Raw genomic sequence first — 19,694 nt, forward strand, 5'->3', positions numbered from 1 at the left:
CAGGACCTGCCCGGCGCACCGAAGCCTCCCGTCTGGAGACACGATGAGCAACGCCCCCGGCCCGGCGGCCGCTTCCGGCCCGACCGGCCCGTCCGACGAAGAGGTCGCGGCACTCGACGCGCACTGGCGGGCCGCCAACTACCTGACCGTCGGCCAGATCTACCTGATGGCCAACCCGCTCCTGACCCGGCCGCTGGCCCGGGAACACATCAAGCCGCGCCTGCTCGGCCACTGGGGCACCTCCCCCGGACTGAACCTGGTCCACACCCACCTCAACCGCGTCATCCGCTCGCGCGGAGTCCAGGGCCTCTGCGTCTGGGGCCCCGGCCACGGCGGACCCGCCGTCCTCGCCAACTCCTGGCTGGAGGGCAGCTACTCGGAGACGTACCCGGACGTCACCCGCGACGCCGAGGGCATGGGGCTGCTGTTCGAACAGTTCTCCTTTCCCGGTGGGGTGCCCAGCCATGTGGCACCCGAGACACCCGGCTCCATCCACGAGGGCGGCGAACTCGGCTATGCCCTCACCCACGCCTACGGGGCCGCCCTGGACCACCCCGGACTGATCGTCACCTGCGTCATCGGCGACGGCGAGGCCGAGACCGGACCGCTCGCCGCGTCCTGGCACTCCAACAAGTTCCTCGACCCGGTGCACGACGGTGCCGTCCTCCCGGTCCTCCACCTCAACGGCTACAAGATCGCCAACCCGACCGTGCTCGCCCGCCTCCCCGAGACGGAGCTCGATGCCCTGCTGCGCGGTTACGGCCACGACCCGCTGTACGTCGGCGGCGACGAGCCGGTCGGCGTCCACCGGGCGATGGCCGCCGCGATGGACCTGGCCGTCGACCGGATCCGGGAACTCCAGGCGGCCGCCCGCGACGGCGGCGACACCCGCCGCCCGCACTGGCCGATGATCGTGCTGCGCACCCCCAAGGGCTGGACCGGCCCGGTCGAGGTCGACGGGGTGCCCGTCGAAGGCACCTGGCGCGCCCACCAGGTCCCGCTGCCCGGCGTCCGGGACGACCAGGAGCATCTGCGGCAGTTGGAGGAGTGGATGCGCTCCTACCGTCCCGAGGAACTCTTCGACGCGTCCGGACGGCCCAGCCCCCAGGTACTCGCCTGTGTACCCGAGGGCGACGCCCGGCTCGGCTCGACCCCGTACGCCAACGGCGGTCTGCTCCTGCGCGATCTGCCGATCCCGCCGCTGGACGACCACGCCGTCCGGGTCGACAGGCCCGGCACCGTGCTGCACGAGCCGACCCGGGTGCTGGGCGGCCTGCTGGAGGCCGTCATGGCGGCCACCGCGGAACGCCGCGACTTCCGCGTCGTGGGCCCCGACGAAACCGCCTCGAACCGGCTCGACGACCTCTACGACGCCACCGCCAAGGCCTGGCAGGAACGGACGCTGCCGACCGACGAGCATCTCGCCCGCGACGGACGCGTCATGGAGGTGCTCTCCGAGCACCTGTGCCAGGGCTGGCTGGAGGGCTACCTCCTCACCGGCCGGCACGGCCTCTTCTCCTGCTACGAGGCGTTCGCCCACATCGTCGACTCGATGGTCAACCAGCACATCAAATGGCTCAGGACCTCCCGCCGGCTGGCCTGGCGCCGCCCCATCGCCTCGCTCAACTACCTGCTCACCTCCCACGTCTGGCGCCAGGACCACAACGGCTTCTCCCACCAGGACCCGGGCTTCGTCGACCATGTGCTCAACAAGAGCCCCGAGGTCGTACGGGTCTATCTGCCGCCGGACGCCAACACCCTGCTCTCCGTCGCCGACCACGCGCTGCGCAGCCGCGACTACGTCAATGTGATCGTGGCCGGCAAACAGCCGTCCTTCGACTGGCTCACCCTCGACCAGGCCCGCGCGCACTGCGCCCGCGGCGCCGGTGTGTGGGAATGGGCGGGCACGGAGGACGGCAGCCGCGCACCCGACGTGGTGCTCGCCTGCGCCGGCGACGTACCCACGCTGGAGACAATGGCCGCCGCCGACCTGCTCCGCACCCATCTGCCGGAACTGGCGGTACGCGTGGTCAACGTGGTCGACATGACCCGGCTGCTGCCCCGCGAGGAGCACCCGCACGGGATGCCGGACTCCGAGTACGACGCGGTGTTCACCAGGGACAGCCCCGTGATCTTCGCGTACCACGGCTACCCCTGGCTGATTCACCGGCTCGCCTACCGGCGCGCGGGTCACAAGCAGCTGCATGTGCGGGGCTACAAGGAGGAGGGCACCACCACGACGCCCTTCGACATGGTGGTCCGCAACGACCTGGACCGCTACCGGCTGGTCATGGACGTCATCGACCGGGTACCCGGCCTCGGCGTCCGCGCCGTGGCGGTGCGCCAGGCGATGGCGGACTTCCGCACCCGCCACCACGCCTGGATCCGCGAACACGGCACGGACCTGCCCGAGGTGGCCGACTGGACCTGGAGCGGCTGACGCCCGCCCCGGTGCGCCCGGCGCGGGCTCAGCGGCCGACGGCGCGTGCCAGCTCGGCCTTCGTCATGCTCGACCGCCCGTGGACGTTCTTCCTCTTCGCCTCTTCGTAGAGCTGGTCGCGCGTCGGCCCCTGCGCTCCGCTGTGGGAGCGCAGACCGCCGCGCCGCGAGGACGACATGTCCTCGATGGAGGTACGGCTCGCCGTCCTCGATTCACCGGCGCGGGCGCGTGCCTTGTTGACCGTACGGGCCGCGATCTCCTCGGCGCGGTCCTCGCTCACCCCGCGCTCCTGCGCGCTCTCCTTGATGTGTTCGTACTGCCGCTCCCGCTTGGCATCGGATCCGCGTGGCATGGTGGGGTCACCCTTCTCTCCGGGACCTGCCCCGGGGCCCGGCGGGCCCCTCCCCAGTCTCCCAGCGACACCCCGGGCCCGCATGCCTGAGGCATGCGGGCCCGGGGGAGGGGTACGGCGTCGCGCCGGTCCGTTCAGTAGCGCAGGGCAGCCGCGATCCTTCCGTGCTCGGCGAGCGAGCCGTCCGGGAGGAAGACCACGTCGGCGCCGCTGTCCAGGGCCGCCTCGACGAGCTCGTCCACGATGTCCTCGCGGACCGTGCCGTCCGTGAGGTCCGCGCCCTCGCCGCTCACCGGCTCCAGGTGCCCGTTCGTCACCCGGACCGTCTGCTGGAAGTGCTCCTCCACCGCGACCAGTCCGGCACGGCCCTCCCGTACGGCCGCCCACACCTCGTCCAGACCGCCGGCGAAGGCACGGCGGCCACGGGCCTCGTCCAGCTTGCCGTCGATCTCCGCGGCGAACCGCTGCCGCCGTTCGTCGAGTGCCGGCCGCAGCTCCTTGAGCAGCTCGCTCGGTGACATGTCGGCGGGCACACCCTTGGTGACCCGGCCGACGGCCGTCCTGGCGCCCTCTCCGACCTCGTCCAGCAGAGCGAGCGCGGGGGCGAGGCCCACCAGATGGAGCGGGCGGGGGTCCTCGGCCAGGACCGCGCGCAGCCTCTCGTCGACCGTGCGCAGGAAGTTGCGCGTCTCCTCGTCGCTGAAGGTGCTCGGGGTGTCGCCGACCCGCTCCTCGCGCTGCGGGTCCGGCGGCTCCTGCGGGGCCGTCAGCGGGAACCCGCCGCCGGGCTCCTCGCGCAGGGCGTCCGCGGTGCCGCTCCACAGGGCGGCCCGGTCGGCCGACACGGTGAGGGCCCAGAAGGGCTGGGCCTGTGCCTTCGCGGCGACCAGATTGCGGGTCAGATAGGTGTCGCTGAGCACCACGCGTTCGGGCACGGTGCGCGGAAGCTGCCAGATCTGGTGCTCGTCGGCGGTCACGAGGAGGACCAGGGCGTCCAGGGCCCGCCGGGGGTCCACCTCGGTGACCGCCCGGTCGAGTTGTTCCCCGAGCGCGGTCCGCGCCTCGCGGGTGACCGCGGGGTCCGCCTCCAGCCGTCCGGCGGCCTCGGCCACCAGGTTGCGCAGCCGAACGGCGTCCTGGGCGTTGTCCGGAGCGCGGCGGTGCGTCGGCATGGTCAGGGACAGGGCCGGATAGGGCTTGACCGCCCGCAGTCCCCGCAACAGGCCGGCGGTCAGGGCATCCGTATCCATCGTTCTCTCCAGGGGTTTCGACCGGAATCCGCTCCCGAGCGAAGCGGTGCACTGGACGAGTCAATTCATACCTTTTGATCCTAATATGGGCGAGTTCTCCATTGTCGGTTCCCGGGAGGTGTGTGCGATGCCCACGACCTTCCGCACGTCCCCGGACGGTCCGGGGAGGGCGCACCTGACGGCCGGGGCCGGGTGAGCCCCGCCGCCGGCGCCGTCACCGACGCGCTGCGCGAACTGCACACCCGGTTCGCGGAGCTGCGGGACGGCCGGCTCGCCGACTACATCCCGCAGCTGGCGCGGGCCGAGCCGGACGCGTTCGGACTGGCGCTGATCAGCATGGACGGCCACCGCTACGGCGCGGGTGACGCCGGCACCCCTTTCACCATGCAGTCCGTGTCGAAGCCGTTCGTCTACGCGCTCGCCCTGTCCGTCCTGGGGCTCGACGAGGTGTGCCGCTGGGTCGGCGCCGAGCCCAGCGGGGAGGCGTACAACGCCATCAGCCTGGAACCGGACACCGGGCGGCCCGACAACGCCATGGTCAACGCGGGGGCCATCATCACCACCGCGCTGATCCCGGACACCCCCGACGCCCCGAGGTTCGAGCGCATCCTCGACTGCCTGGGCCGCTTCGCCGGCCGGCGGCTGGACGTGGACGAGCAGGTGTACGCCTCCGAGTCCGCCACCGGCGACCGCAACCGCGCCCTCGCCTATCTGATCCGGAGCACCGGACCGCTGCCCGTGGACCCGGTGGCCGCGGTCGAGACGTACTTCAGGCAATGCGCGGTGCGGGTCACCGCGCTGGACCTGGCCGCGATGGCCGCCACTCTCGCGAACGGCGGCGTGAACCCGCTCACCGGCGACGCGGTGGTCCCGGAGCCGGTCGCCGCGCAGGTGCTGGCGGTGATGGCGACCTGCGGCATGTACGACGCGTCCGGCGAGTGGCTGCTGCGCGTCGGGCTGCCGGCGAAGAGCGGTGTGTCCGGCGGGCTGATCGCCGCCGGCCCCGCACGGTTCGGCCTGGCCACGTACAGCCCCCGGCTGGACCCGGGCGGCACCTCGGTACGCGGGCGCGCCGCGATCGGTGCCCTGTCGGAGAGGCTGGGTCTGCACCTGATGCACAATCCGGCGCTGGCCGCCTCCACCGTCACGCTCGTCGCCACCGCCGGTGATCTGCCCGCGGCCGGGGCCGCCCCGCGGGATCGCGCCCTGCGCGAACGGGTCGGGGTCGTGGCCGCCCAGGGGGCCATCGACTTCACCGCGGCCGAGCGGGTGCTGTACGCGCTGGACGAGTCGCGCACCCGGGGTGCCGGGCCGGTCGTGCTGGACCTGGGGCAGGTGACCGGCGTCGACCGGGTGGCCCGGGTGATGCTGCGCAGCGGGCTCGGCCGGATCGCGGCGGACGGAGCGCGCACCGCCGTCGCCGACCCGGCACGGCGGCTCGCGCTGCCCGGCCCCGGACAGCGGGACGCGCCGACGGCCCCGCGGTCCTTCGACACCCGTGGACGGGCCGTGGCCTGGTGTGCCGGCGGCCCGGCGGGCTGAGCACCCCGGCCGGTCCGGCGGATGCCCGCCGGACCTCCGGAACGGTCGGGTCTACCAGATGGACTCGACCCACTCGGGGTGATCGATGAACGGGTTCCGGTTGTGCTGGTACTGGTCGAATATGACGTCGTTGCGCCGCTTCTCGAAGGTGTCCGGCGGGTCCTCCTGGCTCCACGTCTTCAGCACCGACAGCCGGCCGATGTTCGGCGCGGAACCGTTGTTCACCTTGTCGTTGGGCTCCAGGTCGGGGAAGGAGTCGTCGCCCTCGTAGCGCACCGCCATGTAGAGCAGCATGCGTGCGACATCGCCCTTGACCGCGTCGCGCGGCTCGAAGGAGTCGCTGTCCGTGTAGTTGCCCGGCGCGCCGCTGACCGCGCTGCCGCCGTTGTCGAAGTCCTTGTTGCCACGGATCGAGTTGACGGTGACGTCCTCCGGGCGCAGGTGGTGGATGTCGGTGCCGGGGCCGGTGGCGGTGCCGAAGTCGCCGTGCGACTTGGCCCAGACGTGCTCGCGGTTCCAGTCGCCGACCGAGCCGCCGTTGGAGTTCTTGGACTGGGAGCGGCCGGTGTAGAGGAGGATCACGTTCGAGCTGTTGGCGGGATCCTCGTCGGTGTCCTTGAGGGCTTCCCAGACCTGGCTGTAGGAGAGCTTGGTCTGGTCGCTGATGATCTCGTGCAGGGCGCTCTTCAGAGCGGTCCCGCTCTTGCCGAGGGCGTCCTGGTAGTACGTGTCGTCGAGTACCCGCAGCGGTGACGCGGTGGTGGGCGCGGCCCCGGGTGTGGCGGCCGGAGCGGCGGCCGCGGTGCCGCCGAGTATCGCGAAGGCGGCAACGGTCGCCAGCAGCGGGCGCCGGTAACGAAGGTGACGACGGGACATGTGGGGTGTCCTCTCCGGAAATGAGTGCGCCGCGACACCGTCACAAGGTGGGGGGCGGCGTCGCGGCGGTCGTGTGCGGTATGTGGTACGCGGGAGCCTTCCACACGCACCGTGACCGTGGTGTGAACAGCGCGTACCTATCATGTGCAGGTCAAGTGATGGCTCGATCCCGGCGCCGGGAGGCGCTCGGAAGGCCTCGGATGCGGCCGGCCGGGCGCGGGGCGAGAATGACCGAAAGGACCGAGGAGGCGGCATGAGCGACGAGCCCGAATCCGTATCCGCATCTCGGGGAGTGACTCCCGACAGCCTCTTGCACACCGGCGGCAGCGATCATCCGTCGGCAGAGGACCTGGTGCTCGCCTCCGGGCGGGACCTGACCCCGAAGAATCTCCAGTGGGCGGAGCGCAGGCTCGCCCAGGAGGGTCGCGCGGCGATCGACAAGGTGCTGCCCTAGGTCCGGCGCTGCCCCGGACCCGGGGGCCGGCGCGGGGAGTGTGTGGGCGCTCCCCGCGGCTCGGCTAGCCTGGGTGGACAATGAACCGTTTGACGACGTCAGGGGCCGGGTTCGAGCTCGCCCGACATCCCGAGGATCCGCGCGACCCGCTCCGTGCCTGGGACGCCGCCGATGAGTATCTGCTGCGGAGGCTGGAAGGGGCCGACGGGACGGATCCGGTCGATCTGTCGGGTGCCGTGGTCGTCGTGGGCGACCGCTGGGGCGCGCTGAGCACCGTACTGGCGGAGCACCGGCCCGTACAGATCACCGACTCCTACCTGGCGCAGCGCGCGACCCTGGCCAACCTGGGCCGCAACGGCGCGGACGCGGACACGGTGCGCCTGCTCTCGGCCAGGGACACTCCGCCGGACCGCATCGACGTCCTGCTGGTACGTGTCCCGAAGAGCCTCGCGCTCCTGGAGGACCAGCTGCACCGGCTCGCGCCGGCCGTCCACCCCGGCACGGTCGTCATCGGCACCGGGATGGTCAAGGAGATCCACACCTCCACCCTCAAACTCTTCGAGCGGATCATCGGCCCGACCCGCACCTCCCTCGCGGTCAAGAAGGCCCGGCTGATCTTCTGCACCCCCGGCGCCGGAACGCCCCGTACGCCCAGCCCCTGGCCGTACCGGTACGACCTGCCCGAAGGGCTTGGGCCGGTCTCCGGCCGGACCGTCACCAACCACGCCGGGATCTTCTGCGCCGAGCGCCTCGACATCGGTACCCGGTTCTTCCTCGGCCACCTCCCCGCGCGCAGCGGCCCCGACCGGGTCGTCGACCTCGGCTGCGGGAACGGCGTCGTCGGGCTGTCCGCGGCGCTCGCCAACCCCGAGGCGACGGTCACCTTCATCGACGAGTCGTACCAGGCGGTCGCCTCCGCCGAGGAGACCTTCAGGGCCAACACCGGGCCGGAGGCCAAGGCCGAGTTCGTCGTCGGCGACGGGCTGGCGGAACTGCCGCCCGCCAGCGTGGACCTGGTGCTGAACAATCCGCCGTTCCACTCCCACCAGGCCACCACCGACGCGACGGCCCGCACCATGTTCCACGGGGCCCGCGACGCGCTGCGGCCCGGCGGCGAGCTGTGGGTGGTCGGCAACCGGCACCTCGGCTACCACACCCGGCTCCGCCGCATCTTCGGGAACTGCACGACGGTCGCGGGCGACCCGAAGTTCGTGGTCCTGCGGGCCGTCAGGCGCTGACCCCGCCGGAACCCGTCCCGGCCCTTCCGGATTCTTGCAACACGTTCTACTGTGTGCGCCGCCGCACACGGATGACGCGACCGCGAGACTCCCGGAGGGGCCGTGCACCTCGAATACACGCCTGAACAGCAGCAGTTGCGCGCCGAACTGCGCGCCTACTTCGCCGCACTGGTCCCCGACGACGCCTACGCCCGCTACGCCGCCCCCGCGGCCCAGAAGGCCTTCTACCGGGAGACGATCCGCCGCCTGGGCACCGACGGCTGGCTCGGCGTCGGCTGGCCCGCGGAGTACGGCGGACGCGGACTGTCCCCGATGGAGCAGTTCATCTTCTTCGACGAGGCCGCGCAGGCGGGCGTACCGCTGCCGCTGATGGCCCTCAACACCGTCGGCCCGACGATCATGCGGTACGGCACCGACGAGCAGAAGACGTACTTCCTGCCGAAGATCCTCTCCGGCGAGATCGACTTCGCGATCGGGTACAGCGAGCCCGACGCCGGCACCGACCTCGCCGCACTCAAGACCCGGGCGGTGCGCGACGGCGACGAGGCCACCGGCCACTACACGGTCGACGGACAGAAGATCTGGACGACCAACGGCGACACCGCGGACTGGGTGTGGCTGGCCGTCCGCACCGACCCGGACGCGGCGCCGCACAAGGGCATCACCATGCTGCTCGTCCCGACCACGGACCCCGGCTACTCCTGCACCCTGATCAACACCCTCGCCTCGCACGACACCACCGCGAGCTACTACGAGAACATCCGGGTCCCCGTCTCCCGCCGCGTCGGCGAGGAGAACCAGGGCTGGCGGCTCATCACCAACCAGCTCAACCACGAACGCGTCACCCTCGCCGCCCACGGCACCATGGCGATCCGCGCCCTGCACAACGTCCAGCGCTGGGCGGCCGGCACCCGGCTCACGGACGGCCGCCGCGTGATCGACCTCGGCTGGGTCCGCGCCCTGCTGGCCCGCACCCACACCAGGCTCGACGCCATGAAGCTCCTGAACTGGCAGATGGTCTCCGCGGTGCAGAACGCCACCCTCACCCCGCAGGACGCCTCCGCCGTCAAGGTCTACGGCTCCGAGGCCCGCCGCGACGCCTACGCGTGGCTGATGGAGATCGTCGGCTCGGCGGGACCGCTCAAGGAAGGCTCGGCGGGCGCCGTGCTGCACGGCGAACTCGAACGCGGATACCGCTCCGCCGTCATCTTCACCTTCGGCGGCGGCAACAACGAGATCCAGCGGGAGATCATCTCGTGGATCGGGCTGGGGATGCCGCGCGTGCGTCGGTGAGGGCGTGTGACCAACAACGATAGTTGGCACTCAACAATCGTCGTTGTCACTGCACACGCGAGTGAGCCCGCCGCGTTCGAAGCGAGGCGATCCTCCTCGCCGACGGCGCCGCCTCCCTCCAGGAAGCCGTCGCCGACGTGCTCACACCCAAGGCGCCGGGCGCCTGCGAGGAGTACGAGGTGCGGACCTCGTCGTGGTCGGCGGTGCGCCCGCGAACTCGCGGGTGCGAGCCCTGGCCCAGGAACGGTGCGCCGCCGCCGGCGTCGAACTCCGGGTTCCGCCCGTGACCCTGGGCACCGACAACGGGGCGATGATCGCCGCCGTCGGAGATCTCCTGGTACGGGCGGGCTCGCAGCCGGCCCGGGGGCCGGGCGTACGGCCCGGTGGCTCTGCGGAGGCCGCGAGATCGACGAGCTCGCCGTCCACAGCACCGCCCGCGCAAGAGGCCTGGGCAAGGCGCTCCTCGACGCGGTGAGCGCCGACCTGGCCGGCCTGGGAGACCCTGACCAGCGAGTCGCGCGTCCTCGCGGTCCTCGGTGCCGGGGGCGCGGTTCCGGTGGCCCGCAACGGCGACATCGTCAACGTCGTCCTCGACCGTTCGCCCTTCTGCACAGAGTCCGGCGGCCAGGACAGCGACGCCGGGATCCTGTCCACACGGCACGTGCGGGGGCGTCATCTCAAGGGGACTGGTGCGGATCGGCCGGCGGGCCGATTCGTTCAGCCGGTTCGTGGAGCGGGACCGGGCGGCGTACCTGGTCCCTCCGGTGTCTTCGTCCCTGGAGCCTCCGCCGTCGTCCTACGGGGGGCGAAGCGGATGGGGGCCTGGAAGCGGGCCTTACGGGCGGCGCGGCGGAAGACCGTGAGGACGGCCGGTCCGGCCAGGCAGATGCAGACGAAGTTCGTGACGGCGCGGCCGGTGTCCCAGCCGAGGGAGGTGGCCAGGTCGAAGGCCAGGTAGCGCTGGAACTGCTCGGTGAAGGGCAATCCGGGCAGGTAGGCGATCGAGCTGTTCGGGTCCAAGGAGAAGGGCCAGAAGGAGAGGTTGAGGAGGAAGCCGAAGAGGTAGCCGGAGAGCGAGCCGTAGACGGCGAGGAGAGCGACCTCCTTGCGGCCGGTGGCCCTGGGGAGGAAGCCGGCGAGCATGCCGACGAAGGCGCAGCCGAACATCTGGTAGGGCATCCAGGGCCCCACCCCGCCGGTGATGAGCGCGGAGGCGAAGAGCGAGGTGCAGCCCAGTGTGAAGCCGAAGCCCGGACCGTAGACCCGGCCGGCCAGGACCAGGATGAAGAACACCGTTTCGATGCCGGCGGTGCCCGCGCCGAGGGGGCGGACGGCCGCGTTGACGGCCGACAGGACGCCCAGCATGGCCAGGGCTTTGGAGTTGATGCCGCCTTCCGCGATCTCGGAGATCACCACACACAAGACGATCACGAGGAGGACGCCGAAGATGAGGGGCGGGGCATAGTTCGAGCCGAATTTCCCCGGGGCGACGAGGAAGGGCCAGAAGAAGGCGACGACGCCGAGGAAGCCGGCCATGGCGATGACGGTTCCGGCGCGCGCGTCGATCCGGATGGCGGTGGCGCGTGCGGTGGCGGTCATGAGTCCGGGTCCGTCCCGTCGTCGGGGAGGGCAGCCGTCACCTGGGCGACCGTGAGGTAGGGGAGAGGGGCGAGGATCTTCGCGGTCTGGGGGGCGAAGACGGGTGAGGCGACGATGACTTCGGTCGTCGGGCCGTCGGCGACGATGTCGCCCTCGGCCATGACGACGACCCGGTCGGCGGCGCGGGCGACGAACTCGACGTCATGGGTTGAGACCACGACCGCGTGGCCTTCCGCGGAGAGGCCGTCGACGATACGGACGAGTGCGCTCTTGGCCCGGTAGTCCAAGCCGCGGGTGGGTTCGTCCAGGAGCAGGACACGCGGGGCGGCCGCCAGCTGGATGGCGAGAACGAGGGCGAGTTTCTGGCCTTCGGAGAGGTCGCGGGGGTGGGTGGTGTCGGGGATGCCGGGGGCGAGCCGGTCGAGGATGGCGCGCGCCCCCTCACCGGTGGCGCCGGATTCGGTGTCTGCCTGGTCGAGTTCCTGCTTGACCGATTCGAGGTAGAGGAGATCGGTGGGCGTTTGCGGGATCAGGCCCACCAGCTGCCGGGCCTCGGCGGCCGGGAGCTTCTTCGGGTCCTTGGGCTTCGTGTCGCCTTCGGCGGGCCCGACGGCCACGGTGCCGGCCTTGCGAGGTCCGGACCCCTGGAGGGCCCAGAGCAGCGAGGACTTGCCGGAGCCGTTGCGGCCCATGAGCGCGGCTATCTCTCCGCCCTGCAGGTCGAGGTCGACCTCCCGTACGGCCGGGACCCCGTGGTATGTCACGGTGACGCCGCGGGCGGTGAGCAGCCGGGGGCGGTCGGCCGCCGGGGCGGGCCGTACCGGCGGGGGAGTGCGGTTGGCCAGCCGGGTGCGCAGAGGGACGGCGGTGCGGCGGGCGTCACGGATGGAAAGCGGGAGCGGGGACCAGCCGGCGGCGCGGCCCAGTTCGACTATGGGCGGTGCGATCAAGGACGTGCGGAAGATGTGCGCGGGCGGGCCGGAGGTGACGCGGCCGTCGCCGGGGAGGTGGATGACGCGGTCGGCGTACTGGACGACGCGTTCCAGGCGGTGTTCGGCGAGGAGGACGGTGACGCCGAGGTCGTGGACGAGGCGGGTGACGGCGGCCAGGACTTCCTCCGCGGCGGTCGGGTCGAGCGCCGAGGTCGGTTCGTCCAGGACGAGGATGCGGGGGTGGGCGGTGAGGACGGAGCCGATGGCGACGCGTTGCTGCTGGCCGCCGGAGAGTTCGTGGAGGGCACGGTGGCGCAGGTCGGCGAGGCCGAGGAGGTCGAGGGTCTCCTCGACGCGCTTGCGCATGGTGGCGGGCGGTACCGCCAGCTGTTCCATGGTGTAGGCGAGTTCTTCCTCGACGGTGTCGGTGACGAAGCCGTCGAGGGGGTCCTGGCCGACGACGCCGACGACATCGGCGAGTTCGCGCGGGGGGTGGTCGGCGGTGTTTCGCCCGTCGACGGTGACGCGGCCGGAGAGGGTGCCGCCGGTGAAGTGGGGAACGAGGCCGTTGACGGCGCCGAGGAGGGTGGACTTGCCGACGCCGGTGTGGCCGACGACCAGGCAGAGCTCGCCCTCCTCGACGGTCAGGTCGACGTCGCGCAGGACAGGTTCGGCCGTGTCCTCGTACTGGACGGTGACCTGGTCGAAGTGGATCACTTGGGTTCCTCGGTGCGCTGTGCGGGGACCGCCGCGCGGGTCGGTGGGGCCGGGGGCGGGGCCAGGAAGCCGGCTGCCCCGGCAAGCAGGATCGCGGCGGCCGGTACCAGGGGCAGGGGCGGCCAGCTGAGCGGGTAGATGGAGGGGTTGAGTTCGGCGGCGTTGAAGCCGGCATGGGTGAAGAGCAGGAAGGCGGAGAGGACCCCGCACCCGGCTACGGCCCATTCGGCGAAGCGCCACGGATCGGGCCGGTAGGTGGTCCGCGTGATGCGGCGGCCCCCGAGGTGCAGTCCGGCGAAGCAGAGCAGGGCGCCCGCTCCCATGGCGGGAAGACCGAGCAGTGTGGGGGCGGTGGCGTCGAGGAGTCCGTACGCCCCGGCGCACAGCCCGCACATGCCCAGCAGCATGAGGGCGCCGGTGGCGCGGCGGGAGCGGGGGGTGGCGGTGCCGGCGCGCCCGTAGCCGCGGGAATCCATGGCGGAGGCCAGGCGCAGGGAGCGTTCCAGAGCGTCTTCGAGGACGGGGACGATGATGCCGCGGAGGGCGCGCAGGCCCTTGGAGCGGCCGGCCCGAAGTCTTTTGGCGCGGTGGACGCGCTGGACGCTCTGGACGAGTTGGGGGGCGACGCTGAGGGAGACGGTGACGGCGACACCGAGTTCGTAGAGGGCTCCGGGCAGGACCCGCAGGGCGCGTTTGGGGTTGGCGAGAGTGTTGGCGGCGCCGATGCAGCAGAGCATGCAGGCGAGGCGCAGCCCGTCGGTGGCGGCGGAGAGCAGCGCTTCCAGGGAGACGGGGCCGCCGAGCTGGATGCCGGCGTACCAGTCGGGGGTGGGGACGTGCGGCAGGGAGAAGAGGAAGTGGTCGCGCGGGGTGATGCCGGTGGCGAAGATCGCACGGAAGGTCACCCGGATCGCGACGACGGTCAGCGCCAGGTACAGGTAGTACTTGAATCCGCGGGCCCACGGGGCCTCGGTGCGGCGCATGGTGATGACGTGGCCGAGGACGGCGAGGACGAGGAAGAGCAGCAGCGGGTTGTTGGTGCGGCTGACGGCGGTGGCGAGGGCGAGGGCCCAGACCCACCAGGCGACGGGGTGCAGGCTGCGGGGCAGACGGCGGCCGCCCGTGTCCGGCGCCGGGCCGGACACGGGCGGCTTCACCGCTGCTGCGGGGAGGGTGGGTGCCACGCGGCTACTCCGCACGGCGGCGGCGCTTGGCCGCGTACACGGCCGCGCCACCGATCAGGAGGACGAGCGCTCCGGTGGCGACGGCGGGCAGGTACGAGCCCACGTCGTGCTCGGCATCCGCGGCGGGAGCAGCCTCCACGACCTGCGGGCCGGGGGGCGGCGCCGCTGCCGCGGGAGCACTGGCCGATGGGGTCGGGGTGACGCTCTCGGAGGGACTCGCCGACGGAGAGGGGCTCACCGGGGCCGTGGGGCTGGGCGGCGGGGTCGTCGCCGGGGCGGCCGGGGGCGGGCTCTCAGGCTTGGGCCCGGTGTTGACGTTGGGCGGGAGCGGCGCGGCGGTGCGGGTGTCCTTCGGCGCGGGACCGCCGGTGGGCTTGGTGTTCTTGGCACGGAGCTGGTCGGGGGTGACGGTGGGCTTGCCCTCGGTCCCCTCGATGTTGGTGCCGCCGAAGATCCACAGGTCGACGCTGCCGGGCCTCGGTTTGTAGAGCATGGCGCCGAGCTGGCTGTACTGCCAGGTGTTCTGGCCGGGGTCGGCGTGCCAGTAGGACCAGTAGGCGGAGGCGGGCGGGGTCAGGACGCAGTCGTCCTGCTGGGCGGTCGGGTACTGCTTTCCGCCCTGGTGGCCGCTGTAGCCGATGCGGCAGATGAAGGCGGGTCCGTCGTGCCCGGTGCCGGTGGTGGCCCAGCCGCCCTGGTTGAGGAGTTCGTAGCCGGTGGTCGGAGTTGTCCCGCAGGAACGGTAGACCGGCCCGCCCCAGTGGCTGAAGTCCACCGCGAGAACGGCCCCGGAGGAGGTGGTGCACCGGCCCATCGGCTGGGGCGCGGCCCCGGCCGGGGCCGCGGTGGCGGTGAGGGCCGCCACCGCCAGCCCCAGCGCGGCGGTTGTCCGGGCGAGGGCCCGCGCGACGCGGTTGCGGCTCATGCCCCGCTCCCCGGTGCCGGGCGGCGGCGCTTCGCTGTGCGGGTGACGCCCCAGCCGCCGAGGACCAGGACCAGGGCCGCGGCGGCGAGAGCGCCGACCTGGGCTCCGGTGGAGGCGAGCGGACCACCGGCCGACCCGGAGCCGCCTGCGGATCCCGTGCCGCCGCCGTTCTCGCCCGGGGTCACGATGACGGGCGAGCCGTTGCCGCCGGACGACGTGGCACCCGAGGTGCCCCCTGACGTGCTGGGGATCGGCTCGGGCGTGGTGCCGGTCAGGTCGCGCTTCAGGACGCCGAAGGAAATACCGGTGGCGCCTCCGACGGCCTGGGTGGAGGCGCGCAGGTCGGAGCCCGTCTGGCCGCCCTTGGCGACGTTGAAGCCCCCGTCGCTGTTCTGCTGGCTCGCCAGGAACTTCCGGGCCTTGGCGATCCGGGCGCTGTACTTGGACGCGTCCAGGGAGAGGCTCTGGACCGCGAGGGCCGCGGAGTTGACGGAGTTCCCGGAGGCTCCGGGGAAGCCGCCGTCCTTCTTCTGCTGGGTCGCGAGCCAGGACAGTGCCTTGTCGACCGCGGCCTGGGATCCGGCGTCGGGGAGGAGATCCACGGTCATGGCGGCCATGGCGGTGGAGTCCACTTCGGGGCCGCTGTGCTCGCCGATCAGGCTGGCCCACGCCCCCGAGGGGGCTTGCAGGCTCTTCAGGTAGGCGGCGGGCTCGGCCGCGGCATCCTTCTCACCGGCGCGCAGCTGGGCCATGACGCCGAGGGACTGTTTGAAGACGGACGTGGCGTAGGCGTAGTTGCCCTTGGCCGCGCATTCCTGGACGGTCGATGTCTTCGCCTGGCAGGTGATCTCGGCGAGTGCGGCGATCAGGTCCTGGCCGCCGAAGCTGCGGGGGTCGCGTCCCACGGACTCGGCGAGCACGGCAGCCTTGCCGATGGAGCCGCCGTTGGCGTATTTCGTGCCGACGAGCGTCCACTCGTGGATCCCGCGCTTCTGCCCGTCCTTGCCCCCCTTGTCCATGAAGTCGACGATGTTGCGCAGGGCGGCGTTGTCCCCGCCGGTGGCGGCGAGGGCGTAGGCGCCATCGATGGTCAGGCCGTAGTCGGCGAAGCCCGAACCGGGCTGGCTCTCGTAGAAGCGGCCCTGGACCAGCCGGGACGGGGCGGTCAGGTAGGCGACGCCCTTCTTCACGTCAGGACCTTCACCGGCCGGCGGCTTGGTCGGCGGGTCGGTCGGGGCCGGCGGGTCGGTCGGCTTCGCGCTCAGGGCGACGAGATCGCTGCCCGCCCCCGCGATCGCGGCCGTCGCCGTCGGGAACAGGCGGGATTCGGTGTCGTCCTCGGCGAAGCCGAATCCTCCCGTCGGGAGCTGGTGCTTGGAGAGCCAGGAGATGCCGGCGTCCGCGAACGCCTCGTCACCGAGGGCACGCAGCGCCTGCGCGGCCCACGCGGTGGCGGCCGGATTTCCGGTGGTCTCGTAGTACACGCCGGGCCATGCGCCGGTCGTCAGCTGGGACCGCTTGAGGTAGTTGCGGGCCTTCTGGAGCACCGCCTCATGGCCGCCCGCACGTTCCAGGGCGAGGGCGATCAGACCGGTGGCGCCGGCCTCGCTTTCGCAGCCCATGCTTCCGGGCCGGATGAGGACACTGGTGAACCCGCCGTCCTCGCACTGCAGGGCGGTCAGCCGGGCCACGGAGCCCGCCGGGGGCGTCACGCCGGCGTTGACGAGGGCGATGACGGCCATGGCCTGCGCGTCGGCCTGTCCGGTCGTGCGGAAGTCGCCCTTGGTGAAGCAGCCTTCGACGTTCTCGCCGTCGCCGATGTCGCGGGGGCAGGCGTACTTCACCAGGTCGCCGAGCAGGTCGTGGCCGCCGAACGCACGCGGATCCTTGCCCGTCGCCTCGGCGACCAGCGCGAGCCGGGCTGCCGCGGTGGCGTCCGGGATGCCGTCCTTGCCCGCCGGGTAGGCGTACGCGTCGGTCTGTGCCGGCGTGGCGAGGAAGTCCGCGGCCTTCTTGGCCACGGGGCTCTTGCGGTCGGCCGCCGCGAGGGCGAACACGGCCTCCGTGGTGAGGAAGTGGTTCGGTGTGGTGGAGCCCTCGTCGACGACGCGCTCCCCGTCCGTCAATGTCCCGGTGACCCAGCGGGTGGCTGCGGGCACGTCGACGCGCCCGGCCGGCACCTTCGGCGGGGCCGTCGGAACGGTCGGGTCGGGGGTGGTGAAGCCGCGGATGTCGTCCGGAGTGAAGGATGGCTTGCCCTTGGTGCCGGCGATGTCGGTACCGCCGTAGACCCAGGCCTCCACGTCGCCCGGCTTCGGGTTGCGGGCCATGGCGCCCTGCTGGCTGTAGGACCACTTCCGCTGGCCGGGCGAAGCCGTCCAGTACGACCAGTAGGCGGTGGCCTGCGGCGTGAGGACGCAGCTCTCCTTGTCGGGCGTGGGGTACTGCGTGCCGATGCCCTTGCCGATGCGGCAGATGAAGGCCGGACCGTCGTGGAGGGTGCCCTCCATGGTGAATCCGGCGGTCTGCAGCAGTTCGTAGCCGGTGATGGGGGTGGTGTCGCAGCCCCTCTCGACGTTGCCGCCGAAGGGGCCGAAGTCGACCGCTACGATGGCGCCGCTGGTTGCTGTGCACTGCTCGATGGGATCGGCCGAGGCGGGCGCCGTCCCGCCGACGAAGACCATGCTCGCGCCGAAGGTCAGCAGTGCCGCCGATACGAGGGACACCAGCTGCCTGCTGCCCCTGCGTTGCTCTGATTGCTCTGCGGTCCCCACCACGGCCCCTCGTGTCGGCCGGGCAGACCAGTGCGTGGCAAGAGGGCTCCCAAGGGCCAGAGGCCGCAAGAGAGCCGTTTCGAACCACGCCGTAGTCCGCGACGGCGTTTCTCGCTGTAAAAAACTTGGCTCCAGGCATTCCGACTCACCCGGGCGGTCCCGGGCCTACGGTTGCGGGTCAGTGCCGGATTTCGACCGGCTTCCCCTGGAGCTGAGTGCTTATCAGTCGGAGTGGACCACGCGGATAAAGACACCGTCAAGGTGGTCTGCGTCTTACCTGGCAGGCTCTGGCCCCGCTTGAGCGTGTCCGCTCGCAAGTGGCTGGCGGAGCTCTGATCACTCGGGTAGCGTCCTGGGCTGCCACATGGGGGAACCTGGTGCGAATCCGGGGCTGACGCGCAGCGGTGTGGGACGGCAGGGGGCCGTTTCCGAGCCCGAATGCCCGTATGGCGAAGCACATCACAAGCCGTACCACGCGTTCGGACGGCCGCCACCGCGCTCCGGGCTGTCCGCCCGCACGAGCTCCGGTCTGGTCGGCGTCCCTCATCCCAGGAGCAGGCCATGTCCCGTCCCCGTACCTCTCGCCGCCTCACGCTCACGGTGCCCGCCGCGCTCGGCGCCCTCGCGCTGACCGCGCTGCCGGCATTCGCCACTTCGTCGCCCGCGCAGATCGCCACGTCGAAGACGAATGGCGTGACGTATCTCAAGTCCCTTCAGGCCGCGGACGGTTCGTACGCCGGCTCCGGTCTGTCGAACGAGTGGGCCTTCAGCACCTTCGCGGCGACCGGCACCGCCGTCGTAGACGTCTATCCGGGCGGCGACACCACGAAGAACGCCCGTACCGTCTACCGCAACCTGCTGTCGACGGCGGGCTGGCCGCAGGCCTCCCCGGTCGTGACCGACTACGAGCGCGGCACCCTCAACGCCTACGCCGCCGGCATCGACCCGGCCCGGGTCTCCGCCTCCCGCAACCTGATCGCCAACATCTACTCCTACTGGCAGACGGCGGAGGCGGGCTACTTCGGCCCGTCCGGAAACTTCAACGGCACCGTATTCGCCGCTCTGTCGCTGGGGGGTGCAAAGACCCAGAGCGGCACCAACCGCGTCCCGCAGGCACTGACCGACTCGATGGTCACCCGCATCCGCGCCAACCAGCACGTCGACGGCGGCTGGACGTACCAGAAGGGCGAGGGCAACCCCACCGTCCTGAACTCGGCGAGCGACGTCGACATGACCGGCGCCACCATGGCCGCACTGTGCGTCTCCGGTGTCCCCAACACCGACACCGACGTCGTTCAGGCCAAGAACTTCCTCAAGAGCACGCTCGTCTCCGGCAGCGGCGCCTTCAATTCCCTCTACGGGGTCAACACCAGCTCCAACGGCTGGGGCGTCGCCGGCCTCAACGCCTGCGGCTTCAACCCGCAGACCGGCGACTTCCTCACCGGCAGTGGCAAGACGCCCATCGACTTCCTGATCGCCAACCAGTACAACCCGGCCGGTGGCTTCAAGTACAAGCCCTCCGACACCACCCCCTCCGCCTATTCCTCGATCGACGCATTGCGCGCCGTCGCGGGCGGCGGCTTCACCACCGCCCCGCCCGTTCCGGTCACCCCCGGTGCCCCGCAGTGGGTCGCCCAGTCCACCTTCACCGCCGGAACGGCCGCCAAGCTGGCCCTGACCGTCGACGACGGCGCCGGCAGCCTCAAGGTCTGCTCGGTGTCCGTCACCCCCACCGGGACGACGACCACCCTCGGTGACGTCCTGGGCGCCGCCGTCAGCGCCGCCTCCCCGGCCGGCTGCGTCACCAGCGTCACACCGTCGTCCGGTACGGGGACGATCACCGCGGTCAACGGCAAGGCCAGCAGTGGCTCCAACACCTGGAAGGTGAGCGTGGACGGCTCCTCCTTCGCGGGGGCGGCCAGGAACAAGGTCATCAACGTGGGCGACACCATCGCACTGCGGTGGGGTGCCTGATCGACCGACGCCGGTGCGGGGTGGGGGGGCCCGCCCCCCCCCCCCCCCCAACCCCCCCCGGGGGGGGGGGGGGGCCGGGGCGGGGGGGGGGGTGTGCCCCCCGGGGGGGGCAGGTGGGGGGGGGCGCGGATTTTGTGGCGGGCC

Annotated in this window: 14 protein-coding genes, 1 pseudogene and 2 riboswitches; of the genes and pseudogenes, 7 read left to right on the forward strand and 8 right to left on the reverse strand. The window is 71.9% G+C overall.

From position 1 onward, the window contains the following. Nucleotides 1-43: 43 nt before the first annotated feature. A complete protein-coding gene (locus tag ACGF8B_RS32530) occupies nucleotides 44-2,440 on the forward strand; it encodes a phosphoketolase (protein WP_392745652.1) in 2,397 nt (798 codons plus the stop codon). Nucleotides 2,441-2,468: 28 nt separating this feature from the next. On the opposite strand, the gene ACGF8B_RS32535 is transcribed toward ACGF8B_RS32530, so the two are convergent. Both ACGF8B_RS32535 and ACGF8B_RS32540 read right to left on the reverse strand, forming a co-directional pair. After that, nucleotides 2,469-2,792, reverse strand: a complete 324-nt coding sequence (locus ACGF8B_RS32535; RefSeq protein ID WP_392745654.1) for a plasmid stabilization protein — start codon at nucleotides 2,790-2,792, stop codon at nucleotides 2,469-2,471. Between the two features lie 134 nt (nucleotides 2,793-2,926). Then, entirely contained in the window at nucleotides 2,927-4,042 is a 1,116-nt protein-coding gene (locus ACGF8B_RS32540) for a chemotaxis protein (RefSeq protein ID WP_392745655.1), read from the reverse strand. 192 nt (nucleotides 4,043-4,234) lie between these two features. Here ACGF8B_RS32540 and glsA point away from each other — a divergent pair, with 192 nt between their 5' ends. Then, on the forward strand, nucleotides 4,235-5,584 hold the full coding sequence (gene glsA / locus ACGF8B_RS32545; RefSeq protein ID WP_392745657.1) for a glutaminase A: 1,350 nt from the start codon (nucleotides 4,235-4,237) through the stop codon (nucleotides 5,582-5,584). Between the two features lie 51 nt (nucleotides 5,585-5,635). Here the strand turns inward: glsA and ACGF8B_RS32550 are convergent, their stop codons facing one another. Continuing rightward, nucleotides 5,636-6,460, reverse strand: a complete 825-nt coding sequence (locus ACGF8B_RS32550; protein ID WP_392745658.1) for an endonuclease I family protein — start codon at nucleotides 6,458-6,460, stop codon at nucleotides 5,636-5,638. A gap of 253 nt (nucleotides 6,461-6,713) precedes the next feature. On the opposite strand from ACGF8B_RS32550, the gene ACGF8B_RS32555 reads away from it, so the two are divergent. The 4 genes and pseudogenes from ACGF8B_RS32555 to ACGF8B_RS32570 all read left to right on the forward strand — a co-directional run. Continuing rightward, a complete protein-coding gene (locus ACGF8B_RS32555) occupies nucleotides 6,714-6,914 on the forward strand; it encodes a hypothetical protein (RefSeq protein ID WP_342280165.1) in 201 nt (66 codons plus the stop codon). Between the two features lie 80 nt (nucleotides 6,915-6,994). Then, the gene (locus ACGF8B_RS32560) at nucleotides 6,995-8,152 is read left to right on the forward strand and encodes a methyltransferase (RefSeq protein WP_392745660.1); all 1,158 of its coding nucleotides are present in this window, start codon (nucleotides 6,995-6,997) and stop codon (nucleotides 8,150-8,152) included. 102 nt (nucleotides 8,153-8,254) lie between these two features. Next, the gene (locus ACGF8B_RS32565; protein ID WP_392745661.1) at nucleotides 8,255-9,445 is read left to right on the forward strand and encodes an acyl-CoA dehydrogenase family protein; all 1,191 of its coding nucleotides are present in this window, start codon (nucleotides 8,255-8,257) and stop codon (nucleotides 9,443-9,445) included. A 71-nt stretch (nucleotides 9,446-9,516) separates the two neighbouring features. After that, nucleotides 9,517-9,920, forward strand: a pseudogene (locus tag ACGF8B_RS32570) (tRNA (adenosine(37)-N6)-threonylcarbamoyltransferase complex transferase subunit TsaD); the annotation flags it as partial. Between the two features lie 242 nt (nucleotides 9,921-10,162). On the opposite strand, the gene ACGF8B_RS32575 reads toward ACGF8B_RS32570, so the two are convergent. Genes ACGF8B_RS32575 through ACGF8B_RS32595 form a run of 5 tightly spaced genes read right to left on the reverse strand, consistent with a single transcriptional unit; the run spans nucleotide 10,163 to nucleotide 17,576 of the window. Beyond that, on the reverse strand, nucleotides 10,163-11,044 hold the full coding sequence (locus ACGF8B_RS32575; RefSeq protein ID WP_392745663.1) for an ECF transporter S component: 882 nt from the start codon (nucleotides 11,042-11,044) through the stop codon (nucleotides 10,163-10,165). Beyond that, complete coding sequence (locus ACGF8B_RS32580; protein ID WP_392745664.1) at nucleotides 11,041-12,693, reverse strand: ABC transporter ATP-binding protein; 1,653 nt, start codon at nucleotides 12,691-12,693, stop codon at nucleotides 11,041-11,043. Before ACGF8B_RS32580 ends, ACGF8B_RS32575 begins: the two co-directional genes overlap by 4 nt. Beyond that, entirely contained in the window at nucleotides 12,690-13,877 is a 1,188-nt protein-coding gene (locus ACGF8B_RS32585) for an energy-coupling factor transporter transmembrane component T (protein WP_392745666.1), read from the reverse strand. Before ACGF8B_RS32585 ends, ACGF8B_RS32580 begins: the two co-directional genes overlap by 4 nt. A 4-nt stretch (nucleotides 13,878-13,881) precedes the next feature. Then, nucleotides 13,882-14,802, reverse strand: a complete 921-nt coding sequence (locus ACGF8B_RS32590) for a hypothetical protein (RefSeq protein ID WP_392745668.1) — start codon at nucleotides 14,800-14,802, stop codon at nucleotides 13,882-13,884. Then, entirely contained in the window at nucleotides 14,799-17,576 is a 2,778-nt protein-coding gene (locus ACGF8B_RS32595; RefSeq protein ID WP_392745669.1) for a prenyltransferase/squalene oxidase repeat-containing protein, read from the reverse strand. The genes ACGF8B_RS32590 and ACGF8B_RS32595 overlap by 4 nt, the downstream gene beginning before the upstream one ends. 112 nt (nucleotides 17,577-17,688) lie before the next feature. After that, nucleotides 17,689-17,825, reverse strand: a riboswitch (cobalamin riboswitch). Nucleotides 17,826-17,901: 76 nt separating this feature from the next. Further along, nucleotides 17,902-18,041: riboswitch (cobalamin riboswitch) on the forward strand. 96 nt (nucleotides 18,042-18,137) lie between these two features. On the opposite strand from ACGF8B_RS32595, the gene ACGF8B_RS32600 reads away from it, so the two are divergent. Beyond that, nucleotides 18,138-19,550 carry a hypothetical protein gene (locus tag ACGF8B_RS32600; protein ID WP_392745671.1) on the forward strand — a complete coding sequence of 471 codons (1,413 nt, stop codon included), beginning with the start codon at nucleotides 18,138-18,140 and terminating at the stop codon, nucleotides 19,548-19,550. Nucleotides 19,551-19,694: the final 144 nt, after the last annotated feature.

It is taken from the genome of Streptomyces sp. NPDC047917, from assembly GCF_043204345.1.
GTDB classification, from domain to species: Bacteria; Actinomycetota; Actinomycetes; order Streptomycetales; family Streptomycetaceae; genus Streptomyces; species Streptomyces sanglieri.

What these genes read in the sequence shown, in the direction of transcription:
- ACGF8B_RS32530 (WP_392745652.1), top strand. Translation starts at nt 44, where the DNA reads ATGAGCAACGCCCCCGGCCCGGCGGCCGCTTCCGGCCCGACCGGCCCG.
- ACGF8B_RS32535 (WP_392745654.1), bottom strand. Translation starts at nt 2,792, where the DNA reads ATGCCACGCGGATCCGATGCCAAGCGGGAGCGGCAGTACGAACACATC.
- ACGF8B_RS32540 (WP_392745655.1), bottom strand. Translation starts at nt 4,042, where the DNA reads ATGGATACGGATGCCCTGACCGCCGGCCTGTTGCGGGGACTGCGGGCG.
- ACGF8B_RS32550 (WP_392745658.1), bottom strand. Translation starts at nt 6,460, where the DNA reads ATGTCCCGTCGTCACCTTCGTTACCGGCGCCCGCTGCTGGCGACCGTT.
- ACGF8B_RS32555 (WP_342280165.1), top strand. Translation starts at nt 6,714, where the DNA reads ATGAGCGACGAGCCCGAATCCGTATCCGCATCTCGGGGAGTGACTCCC.
- ACGF8B_RS32560 (WP_392745660.1), top strand. Translation starts at nt 6,995, where the DNA reads ATGAACCGTTTGACGACGTCAGGGGCCGGGTTCGAGCTCGCCCGACAT.
- ACGF8B_RS32575 (WP_392745663.1), bottom strand. Translation starts at nt 11,044, where the DNA reads ATGACCGCCACCGCACGCGCCACCGCCATCCGGATCGACGCGCGCGCC.
- ACGF8B_RS32590 (WP_392745668.1), bottom strand. Translation starts at nt 14,802, where the DNA reads ATGAGCCGCAACCGCGTCGCGCGGGCCCTCGCCCGGACAACCGCCGCG.
- ACGF8B_RS32600 (WP_392745671.1), top strand. Translation starts at nt 18,138, where the DNA reads ATGTCCCGTCCCCGTACCTCTCGCCGCCTCACGCTCACGGTGCCCGCC.